The 22,115-nt window shown below is 66.1% G+C and carries 24 protein-coding genes; 15 read left to right on the top strand and 9 right to left on the bottom strand.

Annotation, left to right across the window (positions count from 1 at the left end; genetic code table 11):
• The first annotated feature begins 77 nt into the window (after positions 1-77).
• The 11 genes from xsc to ureC all read left to right on the top strand — a co-directional run bounded on the left by xsc (position 78) and on the right by ureC (position 12,894).
• Positions 78-1,853: a sulfoacetaldehyde acetyltransferase gene (xsc, locus tag EYB42_RS01025; protein WP_135447224.1), complete on the top strand. Its 1,776-nt coding sequence runs from the start codon at positions 78-80 to the stop codon at positions 1,851-1,853.
• Positions 1,853-2,593: a sulfite exporter TauE/SafE family protein gene (locus EYB42_RS01020; RefSeq protein WP_135447222.1), complete on the top strand. Its 741-nt coding sequence runs from the start codon at positions 1,853-1,855 to the stop codon at positions 2,591-2,593. Before xsc ends, EYB42_RS01020 begins: the two co-directional genes overlap by 1 nt.
• Positions 2,593-3,669: an acetate/propionate family kinase gene (locus EYB42_RS01015; protein WP_135447220.1), complete on the top strand. Its 1,077-nt coding sequence runs from the start codon at positions 2,593-2,595 to the stop codon at positions 3,667-3,669. Before EYB42_RS01020 ends, EYB42_RS01015 begins: the two co-directional genes overlap by 1 nt.
• Entirely contained in the window at positions 3,666-6,521 is a 2,856-nt protein-coding gene (locus EYB42_RS01010; protein ID WP_240783910.1) for a molybdopterin-dependent oxidoreductase, read from the top strand. The genes EYB42_RS01015 and EYB42_RS01010 overlap by 4 nt, the downstream gene beginning before the upstream one ends.
• Positions 6,518-7,246: a 4Fe-4S dicluster domain-containing protein gene (locus EYB42_RS01005; RefSeq protein ID WP_135447218.1), complete on the top strand. Its 729-nt coding sequence runs from the start codon at positions 6,518-6,520 to the stop codon at positions 7,244-7,246. The genes EYB42_RS01010 and EYB42_RS01005 overlap by 4 nt, the downstream gene beginning before the upstream one ends.
• A gap of 1 nt (position 7,247) precedes the next feature.
• Positions 7,248-8,120, top strand: a complete 873-nt coding sequence (locus tag EYB42_RS01000; RefSeq protein WP_135447216.1) for a dimethyl sulfoxide reductase anchor subunit family protein — start codon at positions 7,248-7,250, stop codon at positions 8,118-8,120.
• A 12-nt stretch (positions 8,121-8,132) separates the two neighbouring features.
• The gene (locus EYB42_RS00995) at positions 8,133-9,476 is read left to right on the top strand and encodes a phosphohexomutase domain-containing protein (protein WP_135447214.1); all 1,344 of its coding nucleotides are present in this window, start codon (positions 8,133-8,135) and stop codon (positions 9,474-9,476) included.
• 146 nt (positions 9,477-9,622) lie between these two features.
• Complete coding sequence (locus tag EYB42_RS00990) at positions 9,623-10,423, top strand: urease accessory protein UreD (RefSeq protein ID WP_135447212.1); 801 nt, start codon at positions 9,623-9,625, stop codon at positions 10,421-10,423.
• Positions 10,420-10,722 carry an urease subunit gamma gene (locus EYB42_RS00985; RefSeq protein WP_135447210.1) on the top strand — a complete coding sequence of 101 codons (303 nt, stop codon included), beginning with the start codon at positions 10,420-10,422 and terminating at the stop codon, positions 10,720-10,722. The genes EYB42_RS00990 and EYB42_RS00985 overlap by 4 nt, the downstream gene beginning before the upstream one ends.
• A 123-nt stretch (positions 10,723-10,845) precedes the next feature.
• The gene (locus tag EYB42_RS00980) at positions 10,846-11,151 is read left to right on the top strand and encodes an urease subunit beta (protein ID WP_135447208.1); all 306 of its coding nucleotides are present in this window, start codon (positions 10,846-10,848) and stop codon (positions 11,149-11,151) included.
• A gap of 21 nt (positions 11,152-11,172) precedes the next feature.
• Positions 11,173-12,894, top strand: coding sequence for an urease subunit alpha (gene ureC / locus EYB42_RS00975; protein ID WP_135447206.1), 1,722 nt, complete (start codon positions 11,173-11,175; stop codon positions 12,892-12,894).
• 4 nt (positions 12,895-12,898) lie between these two features.
• Here ureC and EYB42_RS00970 read toward each other — a convergent pair whose 3' ends face one another.
• Positions 12,899-13,090: a hypothetical protein gene (locus EYB42_RS00970; RefSeq protein ID WP_135447204.1), complete on the bottom strand. Its 192-nt coding sequence runs from the start codon at positions 13,088-13,090 to the stop codon at positions 12,899-12,901.
• Between the two features lie 65 nt (positions 13,091-13,155).
• Between EYB42_RS00970 and EYB42_RS00965 the strand changes: the two genes are divergently transcribed.
• The 4 genes from EYB42_RS00965 to EYB42_RS00950 all read left to right on the top strand — a co-directional run bounded on the left by EYB42_RS00965 (position 13,156) and on the right by EYB42_RS00950 (position 16,045).
• Positions 13,156-13,608, top strand: a complete 453-nt coding sequence (locus tag EYB42_RS00965) for an urease accessory protein UreE (protein ID WP_135447202.1) — start codon at positions 13,156-13,158, stop codon at positions 13,606-13,608.
• Complete coding sequence (locus EYB42_RS00960) at positions 13,598-14,227, top strand: urease accessory protein UreF (RefSeq protein ID WP_135447199.1); 630 nt, start codon at positions 13,598-13,600, stop codon at positions 14,225-14,227. The genes EYB42_RS00965 and EYB42_RS00960 overlap by 11 nt, the downstream gene beginning before the upstream one ends.
• Positions 14,224-14,835 carry an urease accessory protein UreG gene (gene ureG / locus EYB42_RS00955; RefSeq protein WP_135447197.1) on the top strand — a complete coding sequence of 204 codons (612 nt, stop codon included), beginning with the start codon at positions 14,224-14,226 and terminating at the stop codon, positions 14,833-14,835. Before EYB42_RS00960 ends, ureG begins: the two co-directional genes overlap by 4 nt.
• A 100-nt stretch (positions 14,836-14,935) precedes the next feature.
• Positions 14,936-16,045: a hypothetical protein gene (locus EYB42_RS00950; RefSeq protein ID WP_135447195.1), complete on the top strand. Its 1,110-nt coding sequence runs from the start codon at positions 14,936-14,938 to the stop codon at positions 16,043-16,045.
• Between the two features lie 61 nt (positions 16,046-16,106).
• Here the strand turns inward: EYB42_RS00950 and EYB42_RS00945 are convergent, their stop codons facing one another.
• The 8 genes from EYB42_RS00945 to puhA form a co-directional block, all read right to left on the bottom strand.
• Complete coding sequence (locus EYB42_RS00945) at positions 16,107-16,580, bottom strand: c-type cytochrome (RefSeq protein ID WP_135447193.1); 474 nt, start codon at positions 16,578-16,580, stop codon at positions 16,107-16,109.
• Positions 16,581-16,654: 74 nt separating this feature from the next.
• Positions 16,655-17,863, bottom strand: coding sequence for a 5-aminolevulinate synthase (gene hemA / locus EYB42_RS00940; RefSeq protein ID WP_135447190.1), 1,209 nt, complete (start codon positions 17,861-17,863; stop codon positions 16,655-16,657).
• A gap of 5 nt (positions 17,864-17,868) precedes the next feature.
• Positions 17,869-18,669, bottom strand: coding sequence for a putative photosynthetic complex assembly protein PuhE (gene puhE, locus EYB42_RS00935; protein WP_135447188.1), 801 nt, complete (start codon positions 18,667-18,669; stop codon positions 17,869-17,871).
• A gap of 97 nt (positions 18,670-18,766) precedes the next feature.
• Positions 18,767-19,861 carry a magnesium-protoporphyrin IX monomethyl ester (oxidative) cyclase gene (gene acsF, locus EYB42_RS00930; RefSeq protein WP_394346476.1) on the bottom strand — a complete coding sequence of 365 codons (1,095 nt, stop codon included), beginning with the start codon at positions 19,859-19,861 and terminating at the stop codon, positions 18,767-18,769.
• Positions 19,858-20,154, bottom strand: a complete 297-nt coding sequence (locus EYB42_RS00925; protein ID WP_135447186.1) for a hypothetical protein — start codon at positions 20,152-20,154, stop codon at positions 19,858-19,860. The genes acsF and EYB42_RS00925 overlap by 4 nt, the downstream gene beginning before the upstream one ends.
• 12 nt (positions 20,155-20,166) lie before the next feature.
• A complete protein-coding gene (gene puhC / locus EYB42_RS00920) occupies positions 20,167-20,628 on the bottom strand; it encodes a photosynthetic complex assembly protein PuhC (RefSeq protein WP_135447184.1) in 462 nt (153 codons plus the stop codon).
• A 13-nt stretch (positions 20,629-20,641) separates the two neighbouring features.
• Positions 20,642-21,277 (bottom strand): photosynthetic complex putative assembly protein PuhB, encoded by a 636-nt coding sequence (gene puhB, locus EYB42_RS00915; RefSeq protein WP_135447182.1) that lies wholly within the window; start codon positions 21,275-21,277, stop codon positions 20,642-20,644.
• Positions 21,278-21,342: 65 nt separating this feature from the next.
• Positions 21,343-22,113: a photosynthetic reaction center subunit H gene (gene puhA, locus EYB42_RS00910; RefSeq protein WP_135447180.1), complete on the bottom strand. Its 771-nt coding sequence runs from the start codon at positions 22,111-22,113 to the stop codon at positions 21,343-21,345.
• Positions 22,114-22,115: the final 2 nt, after the last annotated feature.

Genomic DNA, 22,115 nt, shown 5'->3' with positions numbered 1-22,115 from the left:
GGCCCTAAGGCTGGACTCATCCTGGCGCTAAGGTGCAGCAAAGGGCGGCTGTGCCCGGCAAGTCATGGGGTGATGCGATGAGGATGACGACCGAGGAAGCCTTCGTAAAGGTTCTGCAGATGCATGGGATCGAGCATGCCTTCGGGATCATCGGCTCGGCCTTCATGCCGATCTCGGACCTCTTTCCCAAGGCGGGCATCACCTTCTGGGACTGCGCGCATGAAGGCTCGGGCGGGATGATGGCCGATGGCTTCACCCGGGCTTCGGGCAGGATGTGCATGATGATCGCCCAGAACGGTCCGGGCATCACCAACTTCGTCACTGCCGTCAAGACCGCCTACTGGAACCACACGCCGCTGCTGCTGGTCACGCCGCAGGCTGCCAACAAGACCATCGGGCAGGGCGGCTTCCAGGAAGTCGAGCAGATGGCGCTGTTCCGCGACATGGTCTGCTATCAGGAAGAGGTCCGCGACCCTTCTCGCATGGCTGAGGTGCTGAACCGGGTGATCCTGCAGGCGAAACGCCAGTCTGCCCCGGCGCAGATCAATGTGCCGCGCGATTACTGGACCCAGGTCATCGACATCGCCCTGCCAGCGATCGTGGAGTTCGAGCGCCCCTCGGGCGGCGAGGAGGCGATCGCCCAGGCGGCGCAGCTTCTGTCCAGCGCGAAGTTCCCGGTGATCCTGAACGGCGCCGGCGTGGTGATCGGCGGCGCGATCCCGGCCTCGATGGTGCTGGCCGAACGGCTGAGCGCGCCGGTCTGCGTCGGCTACCAGCACAACGATGCCTTTCCCGGCAGCCATCCCCTGTTCGCGGGGCCGCTCGGCTACAACGGGTCGAAGGCGGCGATGGAGCTGATTGCCCATGCCGATGTGGTGCTGGCGCTGGGGACGCGGCTGAACCCGTTCTCGACCCTACCGGGCTATGGCATCGACTATTGGCCGAAGGCGGCCAAGGTGATCCAGGTCGACATCAACCCGAACCGGATCGGGCTGACGAAGCCGGTGACCGTGGGGATCGTGGGCGATGCGAAGAAGGTGGCCGAGGGGATCCTCGCGCGTCTATCCAAGACCGCCGGAGATGCAGGGCGGGAAGAGCGCAAGGCCCTGATCGCGCAAAAGAAATCGGCTTGGGCCCAGGAGCTTGCCTCGATGGATCACGAACAGGACGATCCCGGCACCACCTGGAACGAACGCGCCCGCAAGGCCAAGCCCGACTGCATGAGCCCCCGCATGGCTTGGCGCGCGATCCAGGCCGCGCTGCCGAAAGAGGCGATCATCTCGTCCGACATCGGCAACAACTGCGCCATCGGCAATGCCTATCCGTCCTTCGAGGCGGGGCGGAAATACCTGGCGCCGGGCCTGTTCGGCCCCTGCGGTTACGGGCTGCCCTCGATCGTCGGGGCCAAGATTGCTTGCCCGGATACTCCCGTGGTGGGCTTTGCCGGCGACGGCGCCTTCGGTATCGCGGTCACGGAACTGACGGCCATCGGCCGCCCGGAATGGCCCGCAATCACCATGGTCGTCTTCCGCAACTACCAGTGGGGGGCGGAAAAGCGCAACTCGACGCTGTGGTATGACGACAATTTCGTCGGCACCGAACTGGACACCGATGTCAGCTATGCCGGGATCGCGCGCGCCTGCGGATTGCAGGGCGTGGTCGCGCGGACGATGGAGGAGCTGACGGCCGCCCTGCGCAAGGCGATCGAGGATCAGATGCAGAACGGCAAGACCACCCTGATCGAGGCCATGATCAACCAGGAACTGGGCGAGCCCTTCCGTCGCGACGCGATGAAGAAGCCGGTCGAGGTCGCTGGCATCCGACGCGAGGACATGCGGCCGCAGGTTGTCTGATGCCTTATGACCTTGGCCCCGGCGCGCTGGCCTGGCTGGCGGTTGCCTGTCTGGTTGCCGGCTTCGTGCGCGGCTATTCGGGGTTCGGCTTCTCGGCTCTGCTGATTGCAGCATCCAGTCTGGTGACCAATCCTCTGAACTTCGTGGCGGTTGTGGTCATTCTGGAAACGGTCATGTCGCTGCAACATGCCCGCGGGGCCGGGCCGGATGTTGACTGGCACCGGGTCGGCTGGCTGCTGGGCGGGGCGGCGATCGGCCTGCCACTGGGCCTGTGGATCCTGACCGGAGTTTCCGAGGATACGGCGCGGGCAGTGATTTCGGCCTATGTCCTTCTGATGTGCGTGGTGCTGCTGGCGGGCTGGCGGCTGAGGTCCGAGGTCCGCGGCGCGCCGAACGGGCTGGCCGGGGTAATCTCGGGGCTGGCCAATGCGCCCGGCATGGGGGGGCTGCCGGTTGCGGCCTTCTTCGCGGCGCAACCGATGCCCGCGGCGGTGTTCCGGGCCACGCTTATCGCCTATTTCCCGCTGCTCGACCTTTACTCCGCGCCGCTCTATTGGCTGGCGGGGCTGGTGACGTGGGACACGCTCTGGGCCTCGCTGATCGCGCTACCGGTCACGCTGTTCGGCAACTGGCTGGGCGGGCGGCATTTCTTCGGCACTGACCCGCAGGAGTTCCGCCGCTTTGCCATCGTGCTTCTCGCCGGTCTTGCCACCCTTGGGTTGGGGAAGGCGCTGCTCTGATGTGGTTGATTGTGAACGCGGGTTCGTCTTCGCTGAAGCTGAAGCTTTTTGAAGGCGAGCGCGAGGTTGCCCGGTCGGCGGTCACCGAGATCGGCCCGGACGGCCATCGGGCGGCGATGATCGACGCCCTGGCTCAGGCCGGGGTGGCGGTGGACCGGCTAACTGCGGCAGCGCATCGGGTGGTTCACGGCGGGGCCTACCTGACCGCGACCTGCCGGGTGACGCCCGAGGTGCTGCGCGGGATCGAGGCCTGCGTGCCGCTCGCGCCCTTGCATAATCCGGCAAATCTGGTGGGAATCCAAGCGGTTCACGACATCGCGCCCGATCTGCCGCAATATGCCGCCTTCGACACGGCCTTTCATGCGACCAACCCCGATGTGGCCGTGACCTATGCCCTGCCGGCGTCTGAACGCGCCCGGGGATTGCGCCGCTATGGCTTTCACGGGCTGAGCTATGCCGCGCTGGTGCGCATCCTGCGTGACCGCGGCGAGCTGCCGGAGCGTCTGCTTGCCTGCCACCTCGGCAACGGTTGCTCGATGGCTGCGATTGTGAACGGATGTTCCGTTGCAACGACCATGGGCTATTCGCCGCTGGACGGGCTGACCATGGGCACGCGGACGGGCAACATCGACGGCAATGCAGTGTTGCGGCTGGCCCAGCTGCACGGGATCGACGGCGCGACCCGCATCCTGAACCGGGAAAGCGGGCTTCTGGGCCTTGGCGGTCACAGCGATCTGCGCGCGCTCCATGCGGCGGGGACGGCCGAGGCACGGTTCGCGCTGGAGCATTTCGCCTATTGGGCGGTCCGCCATGCCGGGTCGATGGTGGCCGCCATGGGCGGGCTCGACGGGGTGGTCTTCACCGGCGGCATCGGCGAGAATGACCCCTGGATGCGGAAGGAAATCCTGTCTGGTCTCGCCTATCTGGAAGTATCTCCCGACCTTGCCGCGAACGAGCGGAACGAAAGCGTCCTGCACACTGCGACATCGCGTGCCGTCATCCTTCTTGTGCCAGCCGACGAGGAACGGCAGATTGCACTGGAAGCGCAGGCCGTCATGGCCGGGGAGGGGGCGTGAACCAGCCGAGGGTCGAGACGCAGCGCGTGGTCGGCGACGAGGTCCGCAAGACCACCTGCTACATGTGCGCCTGCCGCTGCGGGATCAACGTGCATCTGAAATCGGGTAAGGTCGTCTATATCGAGGGCAACCGGAACCATCCGATCAACAAGGGCGTCCTTTGCGCCAAGGGGGCAAGCGGGATCATGCAGGTCACCGCCCCCAGCCGCCTGCGCGCTCCCCTGCGTCGGGTTGGCCCGCGGGGATCGGGGGCCTTCGAGGAGATTTCCTGGGAAGAGGCGCTGCAAACCGCCGTCGCCTGGATGAAACCCCTGCGGGAGAACGCGCCCGAGAAGCTGGCCTTCTTCACCGGCCGTGACCAGTCGCAAAGCCTGACCGGCTGGTGGGCGCAACAGTTCGGCACGCCGAACTATGCGGCCCACGGCGGTTTCTGTTCGGTCAACATGGCGGCGGGCGGCATCTACACCATCGGCGGGGCCTTCTGGGAGTTCGGCCAGCCGGACTGGGACCGCACGAAGCTGTTCGTCATGTTCGGGGTGGCCGAGGACCATGACTCGAACCCCATCAAGATCGGTATCGGCAAGCTGAAGGCCCGCGGCGCGCGGGTCATCAGCGTGAACCCGGTCCGCACCGGCTATTCGGCAGTGGCCGACGACTGGATCGGGATCACCCCCGGCACCGATGGCCTGCTGATCCTGTCGCTGATCCACTGCCTTCTGGAAGCGGGGAAGATCGACCTCGATTACCTTGCGCAATGGACCAACGCGCCCCTTCTGGTGACCGAGGCAGAGGGGCCGGAGAAGGGCCTGTTCGTCAGGAATGCCGAAAGTCAGCCCTTCGTGATCGACCGCCGCACCGGCCAGCCCGCGCCCTGGGACGGCAAGGACGTGCAGCCCGACCTCGGCGCCGAATGGCAGGGCAACCGCACCGTCTTTCGCCACATGGTCGAGGAATACCTCAAGCCCGATTACGCGCCCGAGGCGGTGGCCGCGCGCTGCGGCGTCCCGGCAGCCCGCATCCGGCAGCTGGCCGCCGAACTCGCCGACGTGGCCTTCAACCAGGCCATCAAGCTGGATCGCCCATGGACCGACTTCCGCGGCAACGAACATGCCGCCATGCCCGGCCGCCCGGTCAGCTTTCATGCCATGCGCGGGATATCGGCCCATTCCAACGGCTTCCAGACCGCCCGGGCGCTGCATCTTCTCCAGATCCTGCTGGGCGCGGTGGAAACCCCCGGCGGCTACCGGCTGAAGCCGCCATACCCCAAGCCGGTGGAGGCGCATCCGACCCCGCATTTCGTGACCTCGCCCGGCAAGCCGCTGACCGGCCCGCATCTGGGCTATGTCCGCAGCCCCGACGACCTGTGCCTGCTGCCCAACGGCCAGCCCGCGCGGATCGACAAGGGGTTCTCCTGGGAAAACCCGTTCTCGGCCCATGGGCTGATGCACATGGTCATCCCCAATGCCCATGCCGGGGATCCCTACAAGATCGACACCCTGTTCCTCTACATGGCGAACATGTCGTGGAACTCCAGCATGAACTCCGCCCGCGTGATGGAGATGCTGACGGAACAGAGGGACGGCGAGTATGTGATCCCCCGGATCATCTATTCCGACGCCTATGCCAGCGAGATGGTGGCCTATGCCGACCTGATCCTGCCCGACACGACCTACCTCGAACGCCACGACTGCATCAGCCTGCTCGACCGCCCCATCAGCGAACCGGATGCCGCAGGCGACGCGATCCGCTGGCCGGTGCTGGAGCCCGACCGCGAGGTGCGCTGCTTCCAGTCGGTGCTTCTGGACCTCGGCGCGCGGCTTGGCCTGCCCGGAATGGTGAACGAGGACGGCAGCCCGAAGTTCAGGGACTATGCCGACTATATCGTCCACCATCAGCGCCGCCCCGATATCGGGCCGCTGATGGGCTTCCGCGGCAATGGCGAGGCCGAGGGGCGCGGCGCGCCGAACCCCGACCAGCTGAACCGCTATATCGAGAACGGCGCCTTCTACCAGGCGCATGTGCCGGAAGAGGCCGCCTTTTATAAACCCTGGAACGCGGCCTACCAGGACTGGGCGGTGCGTCTTGGCCTTTACGAGACGCCGCAGCCCTACCTCTTCAACATCTGGTCCGAACCCATGCGCCGCTTCCAGCTTGCGGCCGAGGGCTTCGGCCCGCGCCAGCCGCCCGACCATCTGCGCGCGCGCCTTAAACAGGCCATGCACCCGCTGCCCGTCTGGTATCCGCCCTATGGAGACGAGGACGCGGCCTTCGGCTATCCGGTCCACGCGCTGACCCAGCGCCCGATGGACATGTATCACTCCTGGGGCAGCCAGAACGCCTGGCTGCGGCAGATCAAGGGGCACAACTACCTGTATCTGCCGACGAAACTCTGGGAGGCGCAGGGGTTCCGGGACGGCGACTGGGCGCGGGTCTCCTCCCGCGCCGGGACCATCGTCGTGCCGGTCGCGCACATGGCCGCGCTGAACGAGAACACGGTCTGGACCTGGAATGCCATCGGCAAGCGCCGGGGCGCCTGGGCGCTGCACGAGGACGCGCCCGAAGCGACGACCGGCTTCCTGCTCAATCACCTGATCTCGGAACTGCTGCCCGACCGCGACGGGGTGCGGCTGTCGAACTCCGACCCGGTGACCGGCCAGGCGGCCTGGTTCGATCAGCGCGTGCGGGTGGAACGGGTTGCCGCCGAAGACCATCCGCGCGGCACGGTGGAGCCGCTGTTCGAGCGCCTGCCAGACCCCCCGCGCGCCGGTGGCGGGCGGGCGCAAAATTCTTCGAAGAATTTTGCCAAAAGCTTTCGAAAACTTTTGGTTCCCGGTGGGGAGGCGGAGCGATGACGGCCCTGCCGCAGAGCACCGAAAAACGCCTGGGCCTGGTGATCGACCTTGACACCTGCGTCGGTTGCCAGGCCTGCGTCACCGCCTGCAAGGGTTGGAATGACGCCGGCATCGGCCTTTCCGACCAGGATCCCTACGGCGCCAACCCCTCGGGCACCTTCCTGAACCGGGTCCATTCCTATCAGGTCGCCATCCCGGACGGCCCGGCCCAGGTGGTGACCTTCCCGCGCTCCTGCCTGCACTGCGACAACGCGCCCTGCGTCACCGTCTGCCCCACGGGGGCCAGCTACAAGCGGGCCGAGGACGGGATCGTGCTGGTCAACGAGGACGCCTGCATCGGTTGCGGCCTCTGCGCCTGGGCCTGCCCCTACGGCGCACGCGAGATGGACGCCGCGCAAGGCGTGATGAAGAAATGCACGCTCTGCGTCGACCGGATCTACAACGAGACCCTGCCCGAGGAGGACCGCGAGCCCGCCTGCGTCCGCACCTGCCCGACCAACGCCCGCCACTTCGGCGACCTCGCCGACCCCGACAGCGCGGTGTCCCGGCTGGTCGCCGAACGCGGCGGCTATGACCTGATGCCCGACATGGGGACGCGGCCCACCAACAAGTATCTCCCTCCGCGCAGGAAGGGGCCGGGGGCCGCCAGCCCCTTGGAGCCCCTGCTGGACGTACAGGCCAGCGGCATCGCGGGCTGGCTCGACCGGATGCTGGGGAAGCTCTGAGATGCATCCCGCGCCGTCGGTCATCCTGTTTTCCGTGCTGTCGGGGCTTGGCTTCGGCTTCCTCGCCTTCCTTGGCTGGGGGGCGCTCATGCCCTCGGGCTGGCTGGCCTTCCTGCTCTGGGGCCTCGGCTACGGGCTGGCGGTGGCGGGGCTTCTGGCCGCGACCTTCCACCTCGGTAATCCGAAGAACGCGCTGAAGGCCTTTACCCAGTGGCGCACCAGCTGGCTCAGCCGTGAGGCCTGGGCCTCGGTCGCCACGCTGATCCTGCTGGCGCCGGTGGCGCTGTCCGACATCTTTGGCCTCGGCCTGCCGCGCATCCTGGGCCAGGTCGGCGGCGCGCTTGCGATCCTCACCGTCTTCACCACCGCGATGATCTACACCCAGATCAAGGCGGTCCCGCGCTGGCACCACTGGCTGACGCCAGTGATGTTCTTGACCTTCGCGCTGGCCGGGGGCGCGATGCTCTCCGGCCGCGCCTGGGCGCCGGTGCTGCTCCTCGCCGTGGGTGCGGTCCTGCTGGCCGTCTGGCGGGTTGGCGACGGGGCTTTCGCCGCGGCTGGGCAGAGCCTCGGCACCGCGACCGGCCTCGACCGCCTTGGCGTACCGTCCGTCCTCGACCCCGCGCATACGGCGGGGAACTACCTCAAACGCGAGATGATCTTCGTCGTCGGCCGCAAGCATGCCGCCAGGCTGCGCAAGATTGCGCTGGTGCTGGCGTCGGTCGCCCCGGCGCTGGTCCTCCTCCTGCCGCTTGGCCTATTCGGCATTGCGCTGGCCACCGTCCTGCACCTGGCCGGGGCGCTGGCCGCCCGCTGGCTGTTCTTCGCCGAGGCCGAGCACGTCGTAGGCCTTTACTACGGCGCGCGGGGGTGATCCCCTGCCGAGATGAGCCCGTTCAAGCGCTATGACATCCGCGGCCGGCTGGGGATTGACCTCGACGAAGCTGTCGCCCATCGCATCGCCCGCGCCTTTGCCCGGGTTACCGGGGCCGATTCCGTGGTGCTGGCGCGCGACTGCCGCGAAAGCTCTCCCGCGCTGGCCGATGCGGTGGCGGCGGGGCTGATGGCCCATGGGGTGCGGGTGCTGGACCTGGGCCTTGCCGGAACCGAAGAGATGTATTTCGCCACCGCCCATCTGGGCACGGGCGGCGGGATCATGGTCACCGCCTCGCACAATCCCCGCGATTACAACGGGATGAAGCTGGTCGGGCGCGGAGCGGTGCCTCTGACCGATGCGGCCTTTGCCCAGGTCAGGGCGTTGGCTGACGCGAACCCCGACCCTCTGCCAGGCGGCAGCCGAGAGGATGCAAGTGCCGTCCGCCAGGCCTATGTCGCCCATGTCGCCGGGCTTGTCGGTCCGGTCGGGCGGCTGCGGGTGCTGGTCAATTCCGGCAACGGGGCGGCCGGGCCGACACTGGATGCCCTGGCCGACGGCCTGGAAAGTCGGGGCGCGCATCTTGACCTGTTGCGGATGCATCATCACCCCGATGGACGTTTCCCGCACGGCGTTCCGAACCCGCTTCTGCCGGAAAACCGCCCGCAGACCGAGGCCGCCGTGCGCGCCGCCGGGGCCGATATGGCTGTTGCTTTCGATGGCGACTTCGACCGTTGCTTTCTGTTTGACGGGTCGGGCCGGTTCCTTGACGGCGAACATGTGGTGGCGCTGCTGGCCCGTGCGCGGTTGGCCCGGCACCCTGGGGCGGCCATCGTGCATGATCCGCGCGTGCTCTGGGCAGTGCAGGACACCATTGCGCAGGCGGGGGGGCGGTCGGTGCTGGCACCCACTGGGCATGTGTTCCTCAAGGCCGCGATGCGGGCAGAGGGTGCCGTCTATGGCGGCGAGATGTCGGCCCATCATTACTTCCGTGATTTCATGTGTTGCGACAGCGGCATGATCCCCTGGCTTCTGATCGCGGGTCTGATCGACCGGACGGGTCAGAGCCTGGCCGAGATGGCCTCGGCGCTGCGCCGCAACTATCCGTCCTCGGGCGAGATCAACTTTGCCGTCCCGGATCCCGGGGCCATCGTCGCGCGGGTGCAGGCGGCGCTGGCTTCGCAGGCGCTGGGTCTGGACCGGACGGACGGTCTGTCGCTGGATTTCGGCGACTGGCGGCTGAACCTGCGCGCCTCGAACACCGAACCCCTCTTGCGCCTGAATGTCGAGGCAAGGGGCGATGCCGGGTTGGTTGCCGCGGGCGTGGCCAGGGTTCGGGCGCTGATCGAGGGCTGATTTCATCACCTGCCCGGAAATGGGGCGATTTGCCTGGAAAATGGGCGAAAGTGATCGCGGATCCCCCCACCGCAGGTTTGCCGCCGGCTGCGGCGTTGCCATCGGCGATTTGGCCATCCGACAGTGCCGCGCAACGGGGGGACCGGATGACGGCATTACAGGCCATCGAGACCATGCAGCGCGCCAGGGGCGAGGCGCTGGTCAGGCTTGGCCCGGAGCGGCTGATGAGGCTGCGCACCGAGGGCAGTGCCAAGGCGATCCTGCCTGGTGGGCACATGGGCCGCGAGGTTGTTTTCCTGAATACCGCCGGCGGGTTGACCTCGGGCGATTATCTGTGCTTCGGGCTTGAGATCGCTGGTCGGGCCGTCGCAACGACCCAGACTGCCGAACGTGCCTATCGCGCCAATTACGGCCCGGCGCGCATGGATGTGCGTCTGTCGGTTGGACCCGGCGGCTGGCTTGACTGGCTGCCGCAGGAGACCATCCTGTTCGATCGCGCCGCGCTGGACCGCCGCACCGTCATCGAACTGGCCCCCGGTGCCGGATGCCTTGCGCTGGAGGCGGTCGTGCTGGGCCGCGCCGCGATGGGGGAAACGGTGCGCGACATCCGTTTCCGCGACCGGCGCGAGATCAGGCGCCAGGGTGTGCCGCTCTGGCTGGACCCGCTGGCGATTGATGCATCGGCCCTTTCGGGGGCGGCGACGCTGAACGCGGCGCGGGCGCTGGCAAGTATCGTGATTACCGAAGAGGTTGCTCTGACCCCGCTGCGTGCCGTGCTGGATGAACCCGGTGTCGCGGCCGGGTCCAGTGCCTTCGCCGGGCGGACAGTGGTGCGGCTGCTTGCCGCCGACGGCTTGCCGCTGCGGCGCCAGATCGCCCGCGTCCTGCACATCCTGCGGCGGGGCCAGCCCCTGCCGCGCGTCTGGCAACATCAGGGACCGCCATGAACCTGACACCCCGCGAAAAGGACAAGCTTCTGGTCAGCCTTGCCGCAATGGTCGCCCGGGCGCGCCTGGCCCGGGGTGTCAAGCTGAACCACCCCGAGGCGGTAGCCCTGATCACCGATTTCGTCATCGAGGGTGCGCGCGACGGGCGTAGCGTGGCCGATCTGATGGAAGCCGGCGCCCATGTCGTCTCTGCCGGGCAATGCATGGCTGGCGTGCCCGAGATGATCCACTCCGTCCAGGTCGAGGCGACCTTCCCCGATGGCACCAAGCTTGTCACTGTCCACCATCCGATCCGATAGGAGGCCATGATGAACCCGGACCACGTCGCTGTCATTGCCCTGCCGTTGCCCCGCAGCTGCGGCGCCGAGTGGCTGGTCGCCCTGGCGATCCTTGCCGCGCTGCCTGTCCTGCCGGTGTAGAAGATGATCCCGGGCGAGATCATCCCCGCGCCGGGCGATCTGGTGCTGAACGCCGGTGCCGAGGTCACCGTATTGACCGTGGCAAATACCGGCGACAGGCCGGTGCAGGTCGGCAGCCATTACCATTTCGCCGAAACCAATGCGGGACTTGCCTTCGACCGCGCCGCCGCGCGGGGCAGGCGGCTGGACATTCCCGCCGGAACGGCGGTGCGCTTCGAACCAGGCCAGACCCGCGAGGTGCGCCTTGTGCCCCTGTCGGGCGCGCGGGTGGTTCATGGATTCAATCAGCAGGTGATGGGGCCCTTGTGACCGCCCCGCCAAGGATTTGACATGCCCTTCACGATCAGCCGCCGAACCTATGCCGACATGTATGGCCCCACTCTGGGCGACAGGGTGCGGCTGGGCGACACCGAGCTTGTCATCGAAGTCGAACGCGATCTGATCGCCGAACGCGGCGGGTACGGTGAAGAGGTCAAGTTTGGCGGCGGCAAGGTGATCCGCGATGGTATGGGACAGTCGCAGCTGACGCGGGCGCAGGGGGCGATGGACACGGTCATCACCAATGCCCTGATCGTGGACTGGACGGGCATCCTGAAGGCCGACGTCGGCCTGCGTGACGGCCGGATTGCCAGGATCGGCAAGGCCGGCAACCCCGATACCCAGCCCGGCGTCGATGTCATCATCGGACCGGGGACCGAGATCATCGCGGGCGAGGGCCGCATCCTGACGGCAGGCGGTATCGACGTGCATGTCCACTTCATCGCGCCACAGCAGATCGACGATGCGCTGCATTCCGTCATCACCACCATGCTGGGCGGCGGCACGGGCCCGGCGCATGGCACGTTGGCCACGACCTGCACGCCGGGGCCCTGGCACATCACGCGCATGTTGCAGGCCGCGGATGCCTTTCCGATGAACCTGGCCTTTGCGGGAAAGGGCAATGCCTCGCTTCCCGCCGCACTGGAGGAACAGGTGCGGGCGGGCGCATCCTGCCTGAAGCTGCACGAGGACTGGGGCACCACCCCCGGCGCCATCGACTGCTGCCTGACCGTGGTCGATGCGATGGACGTCCAGGTGATGATCCATACCGACACGCTGAACGAAAGCGGCTTCGTGGAAAACACGCTCAAGGCCATTGCGGGCCGCACGATCCATGCCTTCCACACAGAAGGTGCGGGCGGTGGTCATGCGCCCGACATCATCAAGGTGGTGGGGTCGCAGAACATCCTGCCCAGTTCCACAAACCCGACGATGCCCTACACGGTCAACACGATCGAGGAACATCTCGACATGCTGATGGTCTGTCACCATCTGGACCGCCGGGTGCCCGAGGATGTGGCCTTTGCCGAAAGCCGCATCCGTCGCGAGACGATTGCGGCCGAGGACATCCTGCACGACATGGGCGCCTTTTCCGTCATGGCATCGGACAGCCAGGCCATGGGCCGGGTGGGCGAGGTCATCACCCGCACCTGGCAGACAGCGCACAAGATGAAGGTCCAGCGCGGGCGTCTGGAAGGTGAGACGGGCGACAACGACAACCTGCGCGTCAGGCGCTATGTGGCGAAATACACGATCAATCCGGCCATCGTGCATGGGCTGTCGGCTCATATAGGCAGCGTCGAGGCAGGCAAGCGCGCCGATCTGGTCCTCTGGTCGCCGGCCTTCTTCGGGGCCAAACCCGAGATGGTGCTGATCGGCGGCTGCATCGTCGTGGCCCAGATGGGCGATCCAAATGCCTCGATCCCCACGCCGCAGCCTGTACACACCCGCCCCATGTTCGGGGCCTTTGGCGGCAGCCTGGCCCGTAACGCGGTGACCTTCGTCAGCCGGGCCGCCCAGCAGGCGGATGTCCGCTCGACCTATGGCCTTGTCAAGGAAACCCTGGCCGTCGAACATACCCGGGGCATCGGCAAGCGCGACATGAAGCTGAACGATGCGACGCCTACAATCGAGGTGGACCCCGAAACCTATGAGGTCCGGGCGGATGGCGTCCTTCTGACCTGTGAACCAGCACGGGAGTTGCCCCTTGCGCAGCGCTACTTCCTGTATTGATCTGTCAGGCATGCGCCGATGCAGCGCAATTCGCCCCTTGCAGGGTGCGCTCCGCCGACCGTTGCCGACGGAAGACGGGCACCTTGGGAAAACAGTGTTCCAGCGAGGCAAGCGCGGTTTCCCGCTGCTTCAGGCGGGCGATTTCGGCCCGGATTTCGGCCAGTTCGTCAGCAAGTGCAAGCCGGGAAGCGGTCATGCGATCCTCCTTCGTTATGTGGGCCGCAGACTGCACCCCGAATCTGAAGGAATCGCTAAGGACAGATGATGACCCTTCCCGTTGCCCGGACCCTGCACCGTTCAGGCCACTGGCCGCGTCTGGCCACGGAGCGCGTTGTGCTGGACTATGACAACCGCTTCCTGCGGCGCAGGCGGCTGCTGACGGCAGCAGGCGAGCCGTTTCTTGTGGATCTGCCTGAAACGATGAACCTGCTGGCCGGCGATGCCTTCGAGCTGTTGGACGGTCGTCTGGTGGAGATCGCTGCGGCGGCAGAGCCGGTGCTGGTCATCCGGGGCGACCTGGTGCGCCTGGCCTGGCACATCGGCAACCGGCACACCCCCTGCCAGATCGAGCCCGACCGCCTCGTGATCCGTGCCGATCATATGCTTTCCGACATGCTGCGCGGCCTGGATGCCACCGTGACCGAGGCGCTCGAGCCCTTCAGCCCGGAAGGCGGGGCCTACGGGATGGGCCGCACGATGGGACATGCGCACTGACCTCCTGGTCATTCTGCAATGGCTGTCCCCGGCGTTCCCGACCGGCAGCTTCGCTTATTCGCATGGGCTGGAGGCAGTGATCGGCGTCGGAGAACGCTCTGCCTCGGGGATCGGGGCCTGGATCGAGGGGGTGCTGCGGCATGGAGCCGGGCAGTCTGATGCGGTGCTGCTGGCGGCGGTTCTGCGCGGCGGCGACGCAGCGGGGATCGACATGCTGGCGCGCGCCATGGCCGGAACGAAAGAGCGTCTTGCCGAGACGGTCGAGCAGGGCGCGGCTTTCGCGCGGACCGTCGCGGCCCTGACTGGACGCGACCTTCCTCCGCGCTGCCTGCCGGTGGCGGTGGGCGAGGCGGCCTGCGTGCTGAAGCTGCCTGTGGAGCAGGTGGTTGGGGTGTACCTGCACGCCTTCGCGGCAAATCTGGTGACCTGCGCGACGCGCTTTGCCCCCCTAGGCCAGACCGAAGGGCAGGCGGTGCTGGCCAGGTTGCATCCGGCCGTAGCCGAACTTGCAGCCTGGGCTTCGGTTTCGGAAGTTGACGATATCGGGACGGCTGCGCTGGCGGCAGAGATGTCGGCCATCCGGCACGAGGAAATGGACGTAAGGATTTTCAAGACATGAACGGACCGCTCAAGGTGGGCATCGGTGGACCGGTCGGTGTGGGCAAGACCAGCCTGACCGAGGCCCTTTGCCGCGCACTGGCGCAGCGCTGCTCCATGGCGGTGATCACCAACGACATCTACACCCGGGAAGATGCCGAATACCTGATGCGGGCCCAGGTGCTGCCCCTGGACCGGATCCGGGGGGTGGAAACCGGCGGCTGCCCGCATACCGCGATCCGCGAGGACGCCAGCATCAACCTGGCCGCAGTCGCCGATCTGCGCGCGGCACATCCTGACCTCGACCTGATCCTGATCGAAAGCGGCGGCGACAACCTTGCGGCCACCTTCAGCCCCGAACTGGCGGACCTGTCGATCTATGTGATCGATGCTGCTGCGGGCCAGGATATTCCACGCAAGCGCGGCCCCGGTGTCACGCGGTCGGACCTGCTGGTGGTGAACAAGACCGACCTTGCCCCGCATGTCGGCGTGGACCTAGCCCTGCTCGAGGCTGACACCAGGCGCGCCCGGGGCGACCGGCCCTATGTCATGGCCCGTGTCCGCCAGGGCGTGGGGATCGATGCTGTCGTGCAGTTCCTGCAAACCGAGGGCGGCCTGACGCTGCGCTGAACGGACACGAGGGCGTTGACATGGCCCGGCGCTGCCCTAGCATCGAAGGCATTTTTCAGCGGCGCCCCGGCGCCGATGTCTTTGCCGAAAGGAATTGCCGATGCTGCACAGGCCCATTTTCGCCCCGCTTGCCTTTCTTGTCGCAAACCTGATGGTCGCGGTTCCGGCGCTGGCCGGTCCACCCGCCTGTACCTGCACGCATCTGGAAAGTCTTCAACAGGAATACCGGAACGCAATCTACCTGGAAGGGTTCATGCGCCAGATGGCCGAAGTGCTGAAGGCAGAAGAACAGCGCCTGCGCAACCTGAAGCTTACGTCCAACGCCGATCCGGACGGCAATCTGGATATCCAGAGCACGGTTCTGGCAATGCGGGACCGCTATGTGGCGCAGAAGATGAGACTGCCCTTTCCCAAGGTCAAAGGCTACATGGGCCCTGACGAGGTTACCATGCCTCACGGCAGCTGCCAGCAGCCGGAGACCCAGCTCAAAGCAATGGTGGCAGGAGCGCCCTGCGACGCCATTGCCGACGCCACGGCTGCGCACGAGTTGATGCATCGTGACCTGTGCAGGGCCATGGGTGCTCATGCCTATTGGAGCCGGCTGCCCAGCGTCATGACCCTGGAAGAGGCAGAGCGCTACCGGGCGCAGGCGGCCAACCTGAAAAGCGAGATCGGCCGGGTGCTGGAAAGGTCCGAACTACGGCTGCACGGGGAATGGCATTACACCATCACCGGTCCCGACGTGGAGATTTCCTATAGCAACATCTTCGAAAGCGATAATCTCTCAAGGCTTCTGCAAGGGTCGGAAATCCTCAGCTTCTTCGGCCAGGGCAAGCATACGGCGGCCCTGGAACGCATGAAGGCCGCCGACATGACCTGCACAAGCGACAGCGTCATAAGCAACGACTTCCGCGTGACGGTCCAAACGGATGGTCTCAGTTTCGATCTGGACTACGAGGCCGGGGACCAGAAGTTTGGAATGACTGTCCAATGCAAATCGCCCTATGGCGAAGGCTTCGGCATGTCGCTGCCAATCGAGGGGGCTGGCATCGGCTCGGGGCGGCTGGCCTCGTCGCAACCTCTGGTCGTCGGCGACAACGTGGTTGCGAACGACTGGGTGGATGGCGTTCGGGCAATTATCGAGGGTGGCGGCATGCGGCTGACAGGCGATCCCAGGACGGTGCTCAGCCTGACCTGCAATCGCAGCTGAAAACCCAAAGGCCCCCGCCCCGGCTGGGGACGGGGGCCTGGTCCGCGCGGGGCGGATCAGATCATTCGGTTGCCGGGGCCGCCTCTCCTTCGGCCGGAGCAGCCTCGGTCGGCGCCGGGGCCGGCGACAGCGATGCGATGAAGGCCCAGACATTCGCCGCGTCTTCCGGCTTCTTCAGCTGGAAGGCCATCTTCGACTTGGCCTTGTCGTCGCCCAGCCGCTCTTTCAGGAACTTGGCCGGGTTCTGGACGTATTCGACGAAGCTCGCCTCGTCCCAGACCGCGCCGGTCTGGCCCAGAGCGACAATGGAGTCTCCGTACTTGAACCCCTCATAGCTGCCGATCACGCGGCCGGGCAGTCCGTAGAGGTTCGGCCCGGTCTTGGCATTCTTGCCCGCCAGCGTTTCGCCCGCCTCGTTCTGGATGACGTGGCATGTCTGGCACTGGTTGAAGGTCTTGGCCCCGGCCTCGATGTCCTGGGCCAAGGCTGGAACGGACAGGCTGGCGAAGACAAGGGCAGTCATAGTGAAACGCATGGGATCCTCCCGTTTCGGTTTCGGCTGCATTGTGATCCGCCCATCAGGCTTGACAAGGGGCCATCCACCCAAATTCACGCAACTGCGTGTGATATTGCGCAACGGCTCCACAGCGCGGTAAGCGCGGCGATCAGGTGATCGATGTCGGCATCGGTGTGATGGGGCCCCGGCGTGATGCGCAGACGTTCGGTGCCCTTCGGGACCGTGGGGTAGTTGATCGGCTGGACGTAGATTCCCCAGTCGGCCATCAGGATGTCGGAAATCATCCTGCATTTCACCGGATCGCCGATCATCACCGGAATGATGTGGCTTTCGTTGGCCATGTGCGGGATGCCCGCGCGGTCCAGCCGGGCGCGGACCTTGGCGACATTCGCCTTCTGGCGCGCGCGTTCCTCGCCCGACACTTTCAGGTGGCGGATCGAGGTGGTGGCCGCAGCGGCGACGGCCGGGGGAAGTGCTGTGGTGAAGATGAAGCCGCTGGCGAAGCTGCGGACGAAATCGACCAGGGCGGCGGTTCCGGTGATGTAGCCGCCGACGCAGCCAAAGGCCTTGCCGAGCGTGCCCTCGATAACGTCGATCCGGTGCGCGAGCCCCTCGCGTTCCGAGACCCCGCCGCCATGGTCGCCATACATGCCGACGGCGTGCACCTCGTCGATGTAGGACAGTGCGCCATGCGCTTCGCATACCTCGACGATTTCGCGGATGGGGGCGATGTCGCCGTCCATGGAATAGACGCTCTCGAAGGCCACGATCTTGGGCCGGTCGCCCACGGCGTTCAGCTTGCGGTCCAGATCGCGCCAGTCGTTGTGCTTCCAGATCACCTTGTCGGCGCGGGAATGGCGCACGCCCTCGATCATGCTCGCGTGGTTCTTCTCGTCAGACAGGATGACCGCGTTCGGGATGCGCGCCCCAAGCGTGGACAACGCCGCCCAGTTCGAGACATAGCCCGAAGTGAACAAAAGCGCCGCCTCCTTGCCGTGCAGATCGGCCAATTCCGCCTCGAGCGCACGGTGTTGCACCGAATTGCCGCCGATGTTGCGCGTGCCGCCGGCCCCTGTGCCGCAGGCCCGGACCGTCTCGATCATGCTGGCCACCACCTCCGGATGCTGGCCCATGCCGAGATAGTCGTTCGAGCACCAGACGGTGACCTCTTCCACCGTGTCGCCATGGCGGTTCGCGCGGGGGAATGCGCCGCAGCGGCGTTCCAGATCGGCGAAGGTGCGATAGTTGCCTTCGGCTTTCAGGGCGTCGAGCTGGCTTTGGAAGTGGCTGGCGAAATCCATGGGCGTCACTTTCTTGCAGGGATCGAGGTGTCGGTGCCGGGGCTGTCGGGCAGCATCCAGCGCCAGAGCTTCTGGTCGGGCAAGGGCAGGACCATGAACCAGTGTTCCAGAAGGGCGAGGGCGGTCAGGACGGCCAGCAGGATGTGGCCGATCATGATGGCATCGGTCGGGGCGGCGTAAGCGCGCTCCAGCCAGCAGCCGGTGGCGAAGGTCAGCCCGGTGACCGAGAACGGGAACAGCCAGTTCATCCGGGCATGGCAGAAGTGGCTGGCAAGATGTGCCAGCGGGCGCGGCAGGAATTCGACGTTGATCCGGGGCACCCCGAGGTAAAGGTTCAGCTTGGCCGAGGCGCGGGCGAAGAACAGCAGCGCGAAGGTGTACAGGCCGAATGGATTTGCAGCGTTCCAGGCGGCGTAGGTCAGAAGGGCAAGGGCGGCCACCAGCGTCGCCTCATGCCAGATCAGCGTGAGGGTCGCGCGCCAGAACCGGTCCCAGCCGCGCGCGAAGGGGGGGCAGGGGTCGGTGTTCGGGCCGGTGATGACGCCGGACAGGAAGGCAAGCTCGATCCAGCCCCAGACGGCCAAGGCCGACAGGAAGGCGATGTAGGTGCCGATGGAACTGTCTTCGTCCAGCGACGTGCCAAGACCCCAGATTCCGCCGAGCAGCAGCGGCAGGCCCAGCAGGACAGAGGTCTGGTGAGCAGTGCCGCCCGCGCGGTCGGCATGGCGCACCCGCCACAGGATCACGCCGGTGGAGAACCACCACAGGAACAGAGTCACCAGCGCGGCGATCCAGGGATTTGTCATGTGCGGCCCCCCCGCAAGGAGGGGCCGCACAGGCCTGCGGACCGCGCCCAGTCCGCAAGGCCACCCGCTGCCGGAACAGCGGTATGGGGGGTGGCAGTCAATAGCTTGGCTCCAGCCGCACGCTGGCAGGCAGCGCGTGACGCTTGACCGGGATCGTATAAAGCGCGGCAAAGGCCAGCGTCGCCCGTGCACCCGCGGCCCAGCCCTTCAGCCTGCCCACGATGCCACCCTGCCGTTTGGCCGCATCCATGTCGCGGAAGGCGGCCTCCATCGCCCTCAGGCGGGGCTTCCAGCGCGGGTGGTCAATGTCCAGTTCGATCGGGAAAATCTGGCGGCTGATCGTCGAGGTCTTGCGGAACACCTCCTGGTCATACCATTCGATGTCCACCCCCAGCGCCTTGTGGAATTCGGGCCGGGCATGGTCGCGGACCCACATGGTGGAATAGACCGCGGTCAGGAAGAACTTGATCCACAGCTTGTTGACGAAGCTTTGCGTCAGCTTCGGGTCGGTCTTCATCAGCAGGGCGAAGGCCTCGCCATGGCTGAACTCGTCGTTGCACCATTCCTTGAACCACTTGAAGATCGGGTGGAACCGATGCTCGGGGTGCGCTTCGAGGTGGCGGTAGATCGTGATGTAACGGGCGTAGCCGATCTTTTCCGACAGATAGGTGGCGTAGTAGATGAACTTCGGCCGGAAGTAGGTGTATTTCTTGGCCTTAGTCAGGAAGCCGAGGTTCACCGCCACCCCGGCCTCGCGCAGCGCGTCGTTGATGAAGCCCGCATGCCGTGCCTCATCCCGCGACATGTAGCTGAACAGCTCGCAGATGTCGGGGTTGTTACCGCGGCGCTTCATCTCCTTGTAAAGGACGCAGCCCGAAAACTCGGCGGTGCAGGAACTGACCAGAAAATCGATGAACTCGCGCTTCAGGCCCGGTTCCATCCCCTCCCAGTCGATCTGGTTCCAGTCGGCTGTCTTCTTGAAATGGCCCTTGTTCGGGTCGGACTTCATCTGTGCCAGAAGCGCGTCCCATTCCTTGCGGACCGGGGTCACGTCGATGCGGTCTATTTCATCGAAATCCGTGGTGTAAAAGCGCGGGTTCAATAGCGTGGTTTCCGTCGCCATCGCGGTGGTGTCGAACTGGCCCGCCACCTCGGCATGCAGTTCGTCATGTGCGCTGTTGTGCATGTTCATAGCCGGATCTCCTCGGAGAAGGAAAACTCGCACAGTTCCATGAAGCCGAAATCGCCGGTCAGCCGGGTCCACAGGCGTTCGATCGGCGTGGCGCGGGTGATGGTGGCGGTGCGGTCCTCGACGATGACCTCGCCGAAGGCGGCCATGATCGGTGCCCCGTGTACCAGCACCTCATCCCCCGGATGGACGACGGCGCCATTGTTGAAACGGACGTGGGCGTGCAGGCTTTCGAAACGGTGGCTGACCTCGACGGTGCAGGGCACCCTTTCCTTGGTTCGCGTAAAAAGTCCCATGAGCGTGGTTCCCTATTTCTGATCCAGAAGCCGTTCGAACGCGGCCTTGTTGTCGGCCCCGAAGGCGTAAAGCTCGATGCTCCAGCCGGTCAGGGGGTCTTCGGCGGCAAGTCTGCCGTTGGCGTATTCCACGATCCGCAAGGGAGAGAGCGGGTCGAGCCTGTGCTTGCGCCTTTCGGTCGCAAGCCCGTTCTGGATGACCGTGACGAATCCGCCGTGCGCCAGGTCCAGAAGCACCGAACCATCGGGGTTGCGCACGGTGACAGCCTGGGCATCGCGGCCTTCAAGCACGATCCAGCGTTCGCGGATGACCTCGGCCTGGGCAGGCTTGGCGACGGGCTCGCGCCCGGTGACGACCGCGAAGGTGGTGATGGCAAGAGAGGCCATGGCAAGCCCGAACATCGCCCAAAGAAGCGTGCGCGGGACCATTTCCTTGTCACTGTTGCGGAATGAGGGGCTGGGGGATTGCGTCATGATCCGCCTCTCTCTATTCCGCTGCGACCGGCGACAGCGCCGGTTCGCGGACGATTGCCGGCTGGGTCAGACGTGCCTCAGCGGCCTCGGCCAGCATGCGCGCAACATTCCCCGCATCGGGGATGGAACGCAGCGCAGGCTGGGTCTTCTTCCAGTGTCCAGGGCGAAGGTGCGGCCAGGCTACCAGAACGGAGATCCGCGTCTCGCCAATGGTTTCGAGCGCGATGGTCCCGGTGCCGTCGCGACGCAGATCGAGGCTGGCTGTGCCCACCTGCCTGAAGGGGATGTTGAAGGTCACGGGCAGGGCCGCGCCGATCCGCATCACCACGCGAGCGGTCGTCAGCGTGTAGGTTGTCGCCCGCGCCTGAGCCCATGCGAGGGCATAGATCACTGCGAGGCCCAGAAGGCCGAGCGCCAGATAGGGCAGCCCGACGGCAACTGAAAGCGACAGCCCGCCATCGGCCCACGCCGCGCCTGCGCGCCAGATCACGATCAGCGCGAAATAGACGGCGAACCAGCGGATCTTGTAGGCGTCCCGCGCCAGTGCCCAGGGGTCGGGGCGCCCTTGCCACAGGATCAGCTCGCCTCGCGGAGGCCGTTCCGGCAGCCCTGGTAGCGCGTCGAAGGCGAAATCGTCATGGCCTGACATGTCAGACCCTCCGTATCTGGGGTGAAAGCCGGGGGCCCGGGCGCGGGTCCCCGGCTGTCAGCGTGTCAGAAGCCCCGCTTGCGCTTGGGGGCGTCATACATCCAGCCGCCGGCAATGAAGCCCGATATCTTGTCTTCCTCGAGCTTGGTCACCTCGGTCGAGGACCGGGTGGCGGGAATGTTCTCGAAGCTGTCCGATGCGATGAAGTTGATGCGCACCCGGTCTTCCCAGATGCGGGCCATCGTCATCGGCACCAGCCGCTTCTTGCCGGAGTTCAGTTCGATCTCCAGATAGCGGACCAGCTGTTCCGGCGCGTCGACCCAAAGGTCGGAGACGCGGCCCACCACCTCCAGGTCGGCGGCCTGCACCGGCAGCCCGCGCGGGTCGCGCCCGGCGCTGATGGCAAAGCCTTCCAGCCTCGACATGGGCACGATCTTGTTGTGGCCGTGGCCGTCCAGTTCCGGTTCGTCCCGGCGCGGCACCCACGAGGCGGGGCCCACGCCATCCAGCATCGGGTTGCCGGTCGGTGCATGTGGGAAACCTTCGCTGATGGCGGTGCGGGCCAGCGCCAGGTTCTCGCGGCGGTGGGCGGCTTCGTTTTCGGCCGACGGCACGGTGACCTCGCCGCGTCCGTGTGGCAGGCGGAAGGTCTTGGGTTTGGGCACGGGGAAGGGGCCCTGGTTCGGGGCGGGCGAGCCATCCTCAAGTTCCAGCGGATAGCCTTCGCGCATGTTCTCGGTCTGCAGGTAATAGATCAGCAGGGCGAAGAAGCCCCAGAACAGCCAGATTGCCAGACTGGCCAGGTCGAAGTTGCCGAAGAAGTTGACACCTACCATTG

This window comes from Tabrizicola caldifontis (assembly GCF_004762095.1).
Lineage (GTDB): Bacteria > Pseudomonadota > Alphaproteobacteria > Rhodobacterales > Rhodobacteraceae > Tabrizicola > Tabrizicola caldifontis.
This window is presented reverse-complemented; position numbering and strand designations above follow the sequence as displayed.

Coding starts and splice junctions, on each gene's coding strand:
- EYB42_RS00970 (WP_135447204.1), bottom strand. CDS start 13,090: ATGACCGCTTCCCGGCTTGCACTTGCTGACGAACTGGCCGAAATCCGG.
- EYB42_RS00985 (WP_135447210.1), top strand. CDS start 10,420: ATGAACCTGACACCCCGCGAAAAGGACAAGCTTCTGGTCAGCCTTGCC.
- puhC (WP_135447184.1), bottom strand. CDS start 20,628: ATGACGCAATCCCCCAGCCCCTCATTCCGCAACAGTGACAAGGAAATG.
- acsF (WP_394346476.1), bottom strand. CDS start 19,861: ATGAACATGCACAACAGCGCACATGACGAACTGCATGCCGAGGTGGCG.
- EYB42_RS01020 (WP_135447222.1), top strand. CDS start 1,853: ATGCCTTATGACCTTGGCCCCGGCGCGCTGGCCTGGCTGGCGGTTGCC.
- EYB42_RS00950 (WP_135447195.1), top strand. CDS start 14,936: ATGCTGCACAGGCCCATTTTCGCCCCGCTTGCCTTTCTTGTCGCAAAC.
- EYB42_RS00960 (WP_135447199.1), top strand. CDS start 13,598: ATGCGCACTGACCTCCTGGTCATTCTGCAATGGCTGTCCCCGGCGTTC.
- ureC (WP_135447206.1), top strand. CDS start 11,173: ATGCCCTTCACGATCAGCCGCCGAACCTATGCCGACATGTATGGCCCC.
- EYB42_RS01005 (WP_135447218.1), top strand. CDS start 6,518: ATGACGGCCCTGCCGCAGAGCACCGAAAAACGCCTGGGCCTGGTGATC.
- ureG (WP_135447197.1), top strand. CDS start 14,224: ATGAACGGACCGCTCAAGGTGGGCATCGGTGGACCGGTCGGTGTGGGC.
- EYB42_RS00945 (WP_135447193.1), bottom strand. CDS start 16,580: ATGCGTTTCACTATGACTGCCCTTGTCTTCGCCAGCCTGTCCGTTCCA.
- EYB42_RS00980 (WP_135447208.1), top strand. CDS start 10,846: ATGATCCCGGGCGAGATCATCCCCGCGCCGGGCGATCTGGTGCTGAAC.
- puhB (WP_135447182.1), bottom strand. CDS start 21,277: ATGTCAGGCCATGACGATTTCGCCTTCGACGCGCTACCAGGGCTGCCG.
- puhE (WP_135447188.1), bottom strand. CDS start 18,669: ATGACAAATCCCTGGATCGCCGCGCTGGTGACTCTGTTCCTGTGGTGG.
- EYB42_RS00925 (WP_135447186.1), bottom strand. CDS start 20,154: ATGGGACTTTTTACGCGAACCAAGGAAAGGGTGCCCTGCACCGTCGAG.
- EYB42_RS01000 (WP_135447216.1), top strand. CDS start 7,248: ATGCATCCCGCGCCGTCGGTCATCCTGTTTTCCGTGCTGTCGGGGCTT.
- EYB42_RS01015 (WP_135447220.1), top strand. CDS start 2,593: ATGTGGTTGATTGTGAACGCGGGTTCGTCTTCGCTGAAGCTGAAGCTT.
- xsc (WP_135447224.1), top strand. CDS start 78: ATGAGGATGACGACCGAGGAAGCCTTCGTAAAGGTTCTGCAGATGCAT.
- puhA (WP_135447180.1), bottom strand. CDS start 22,113: ATGGTAGGTGTCAACTTCTTCGGCAACTTCGACCTGGCCAGTCTGGCA.
- EYB42_RS00965 (WP_135447202.1), top strand. CDS start 13,156: ATGATGACCCTTCCCGTTGCCCGGACCCTGCACCGTTCAGGCCACTGG.
- EYB42_RS00995 (WP_135447214.1), top strand. CDS start 8,133: ATGAGCCCGTTCAAGCGCTATGACATCCGCGGCCGGCTGGGGATTGAC.
- EYB42_RS00990 (WP_135447212.1), top strand. CDS start 9,623: ATGACGGCATTACAGGCCATCGAGACCATGCAGCGCGCCAGGGGCGAG.
- hemA (WP_135447190.1), bottom strand. CDS start 17,863: ATGGATTTCGCCAGCCACTTCCAAAGCCAGCTCGACGCCCTGAAAGCC.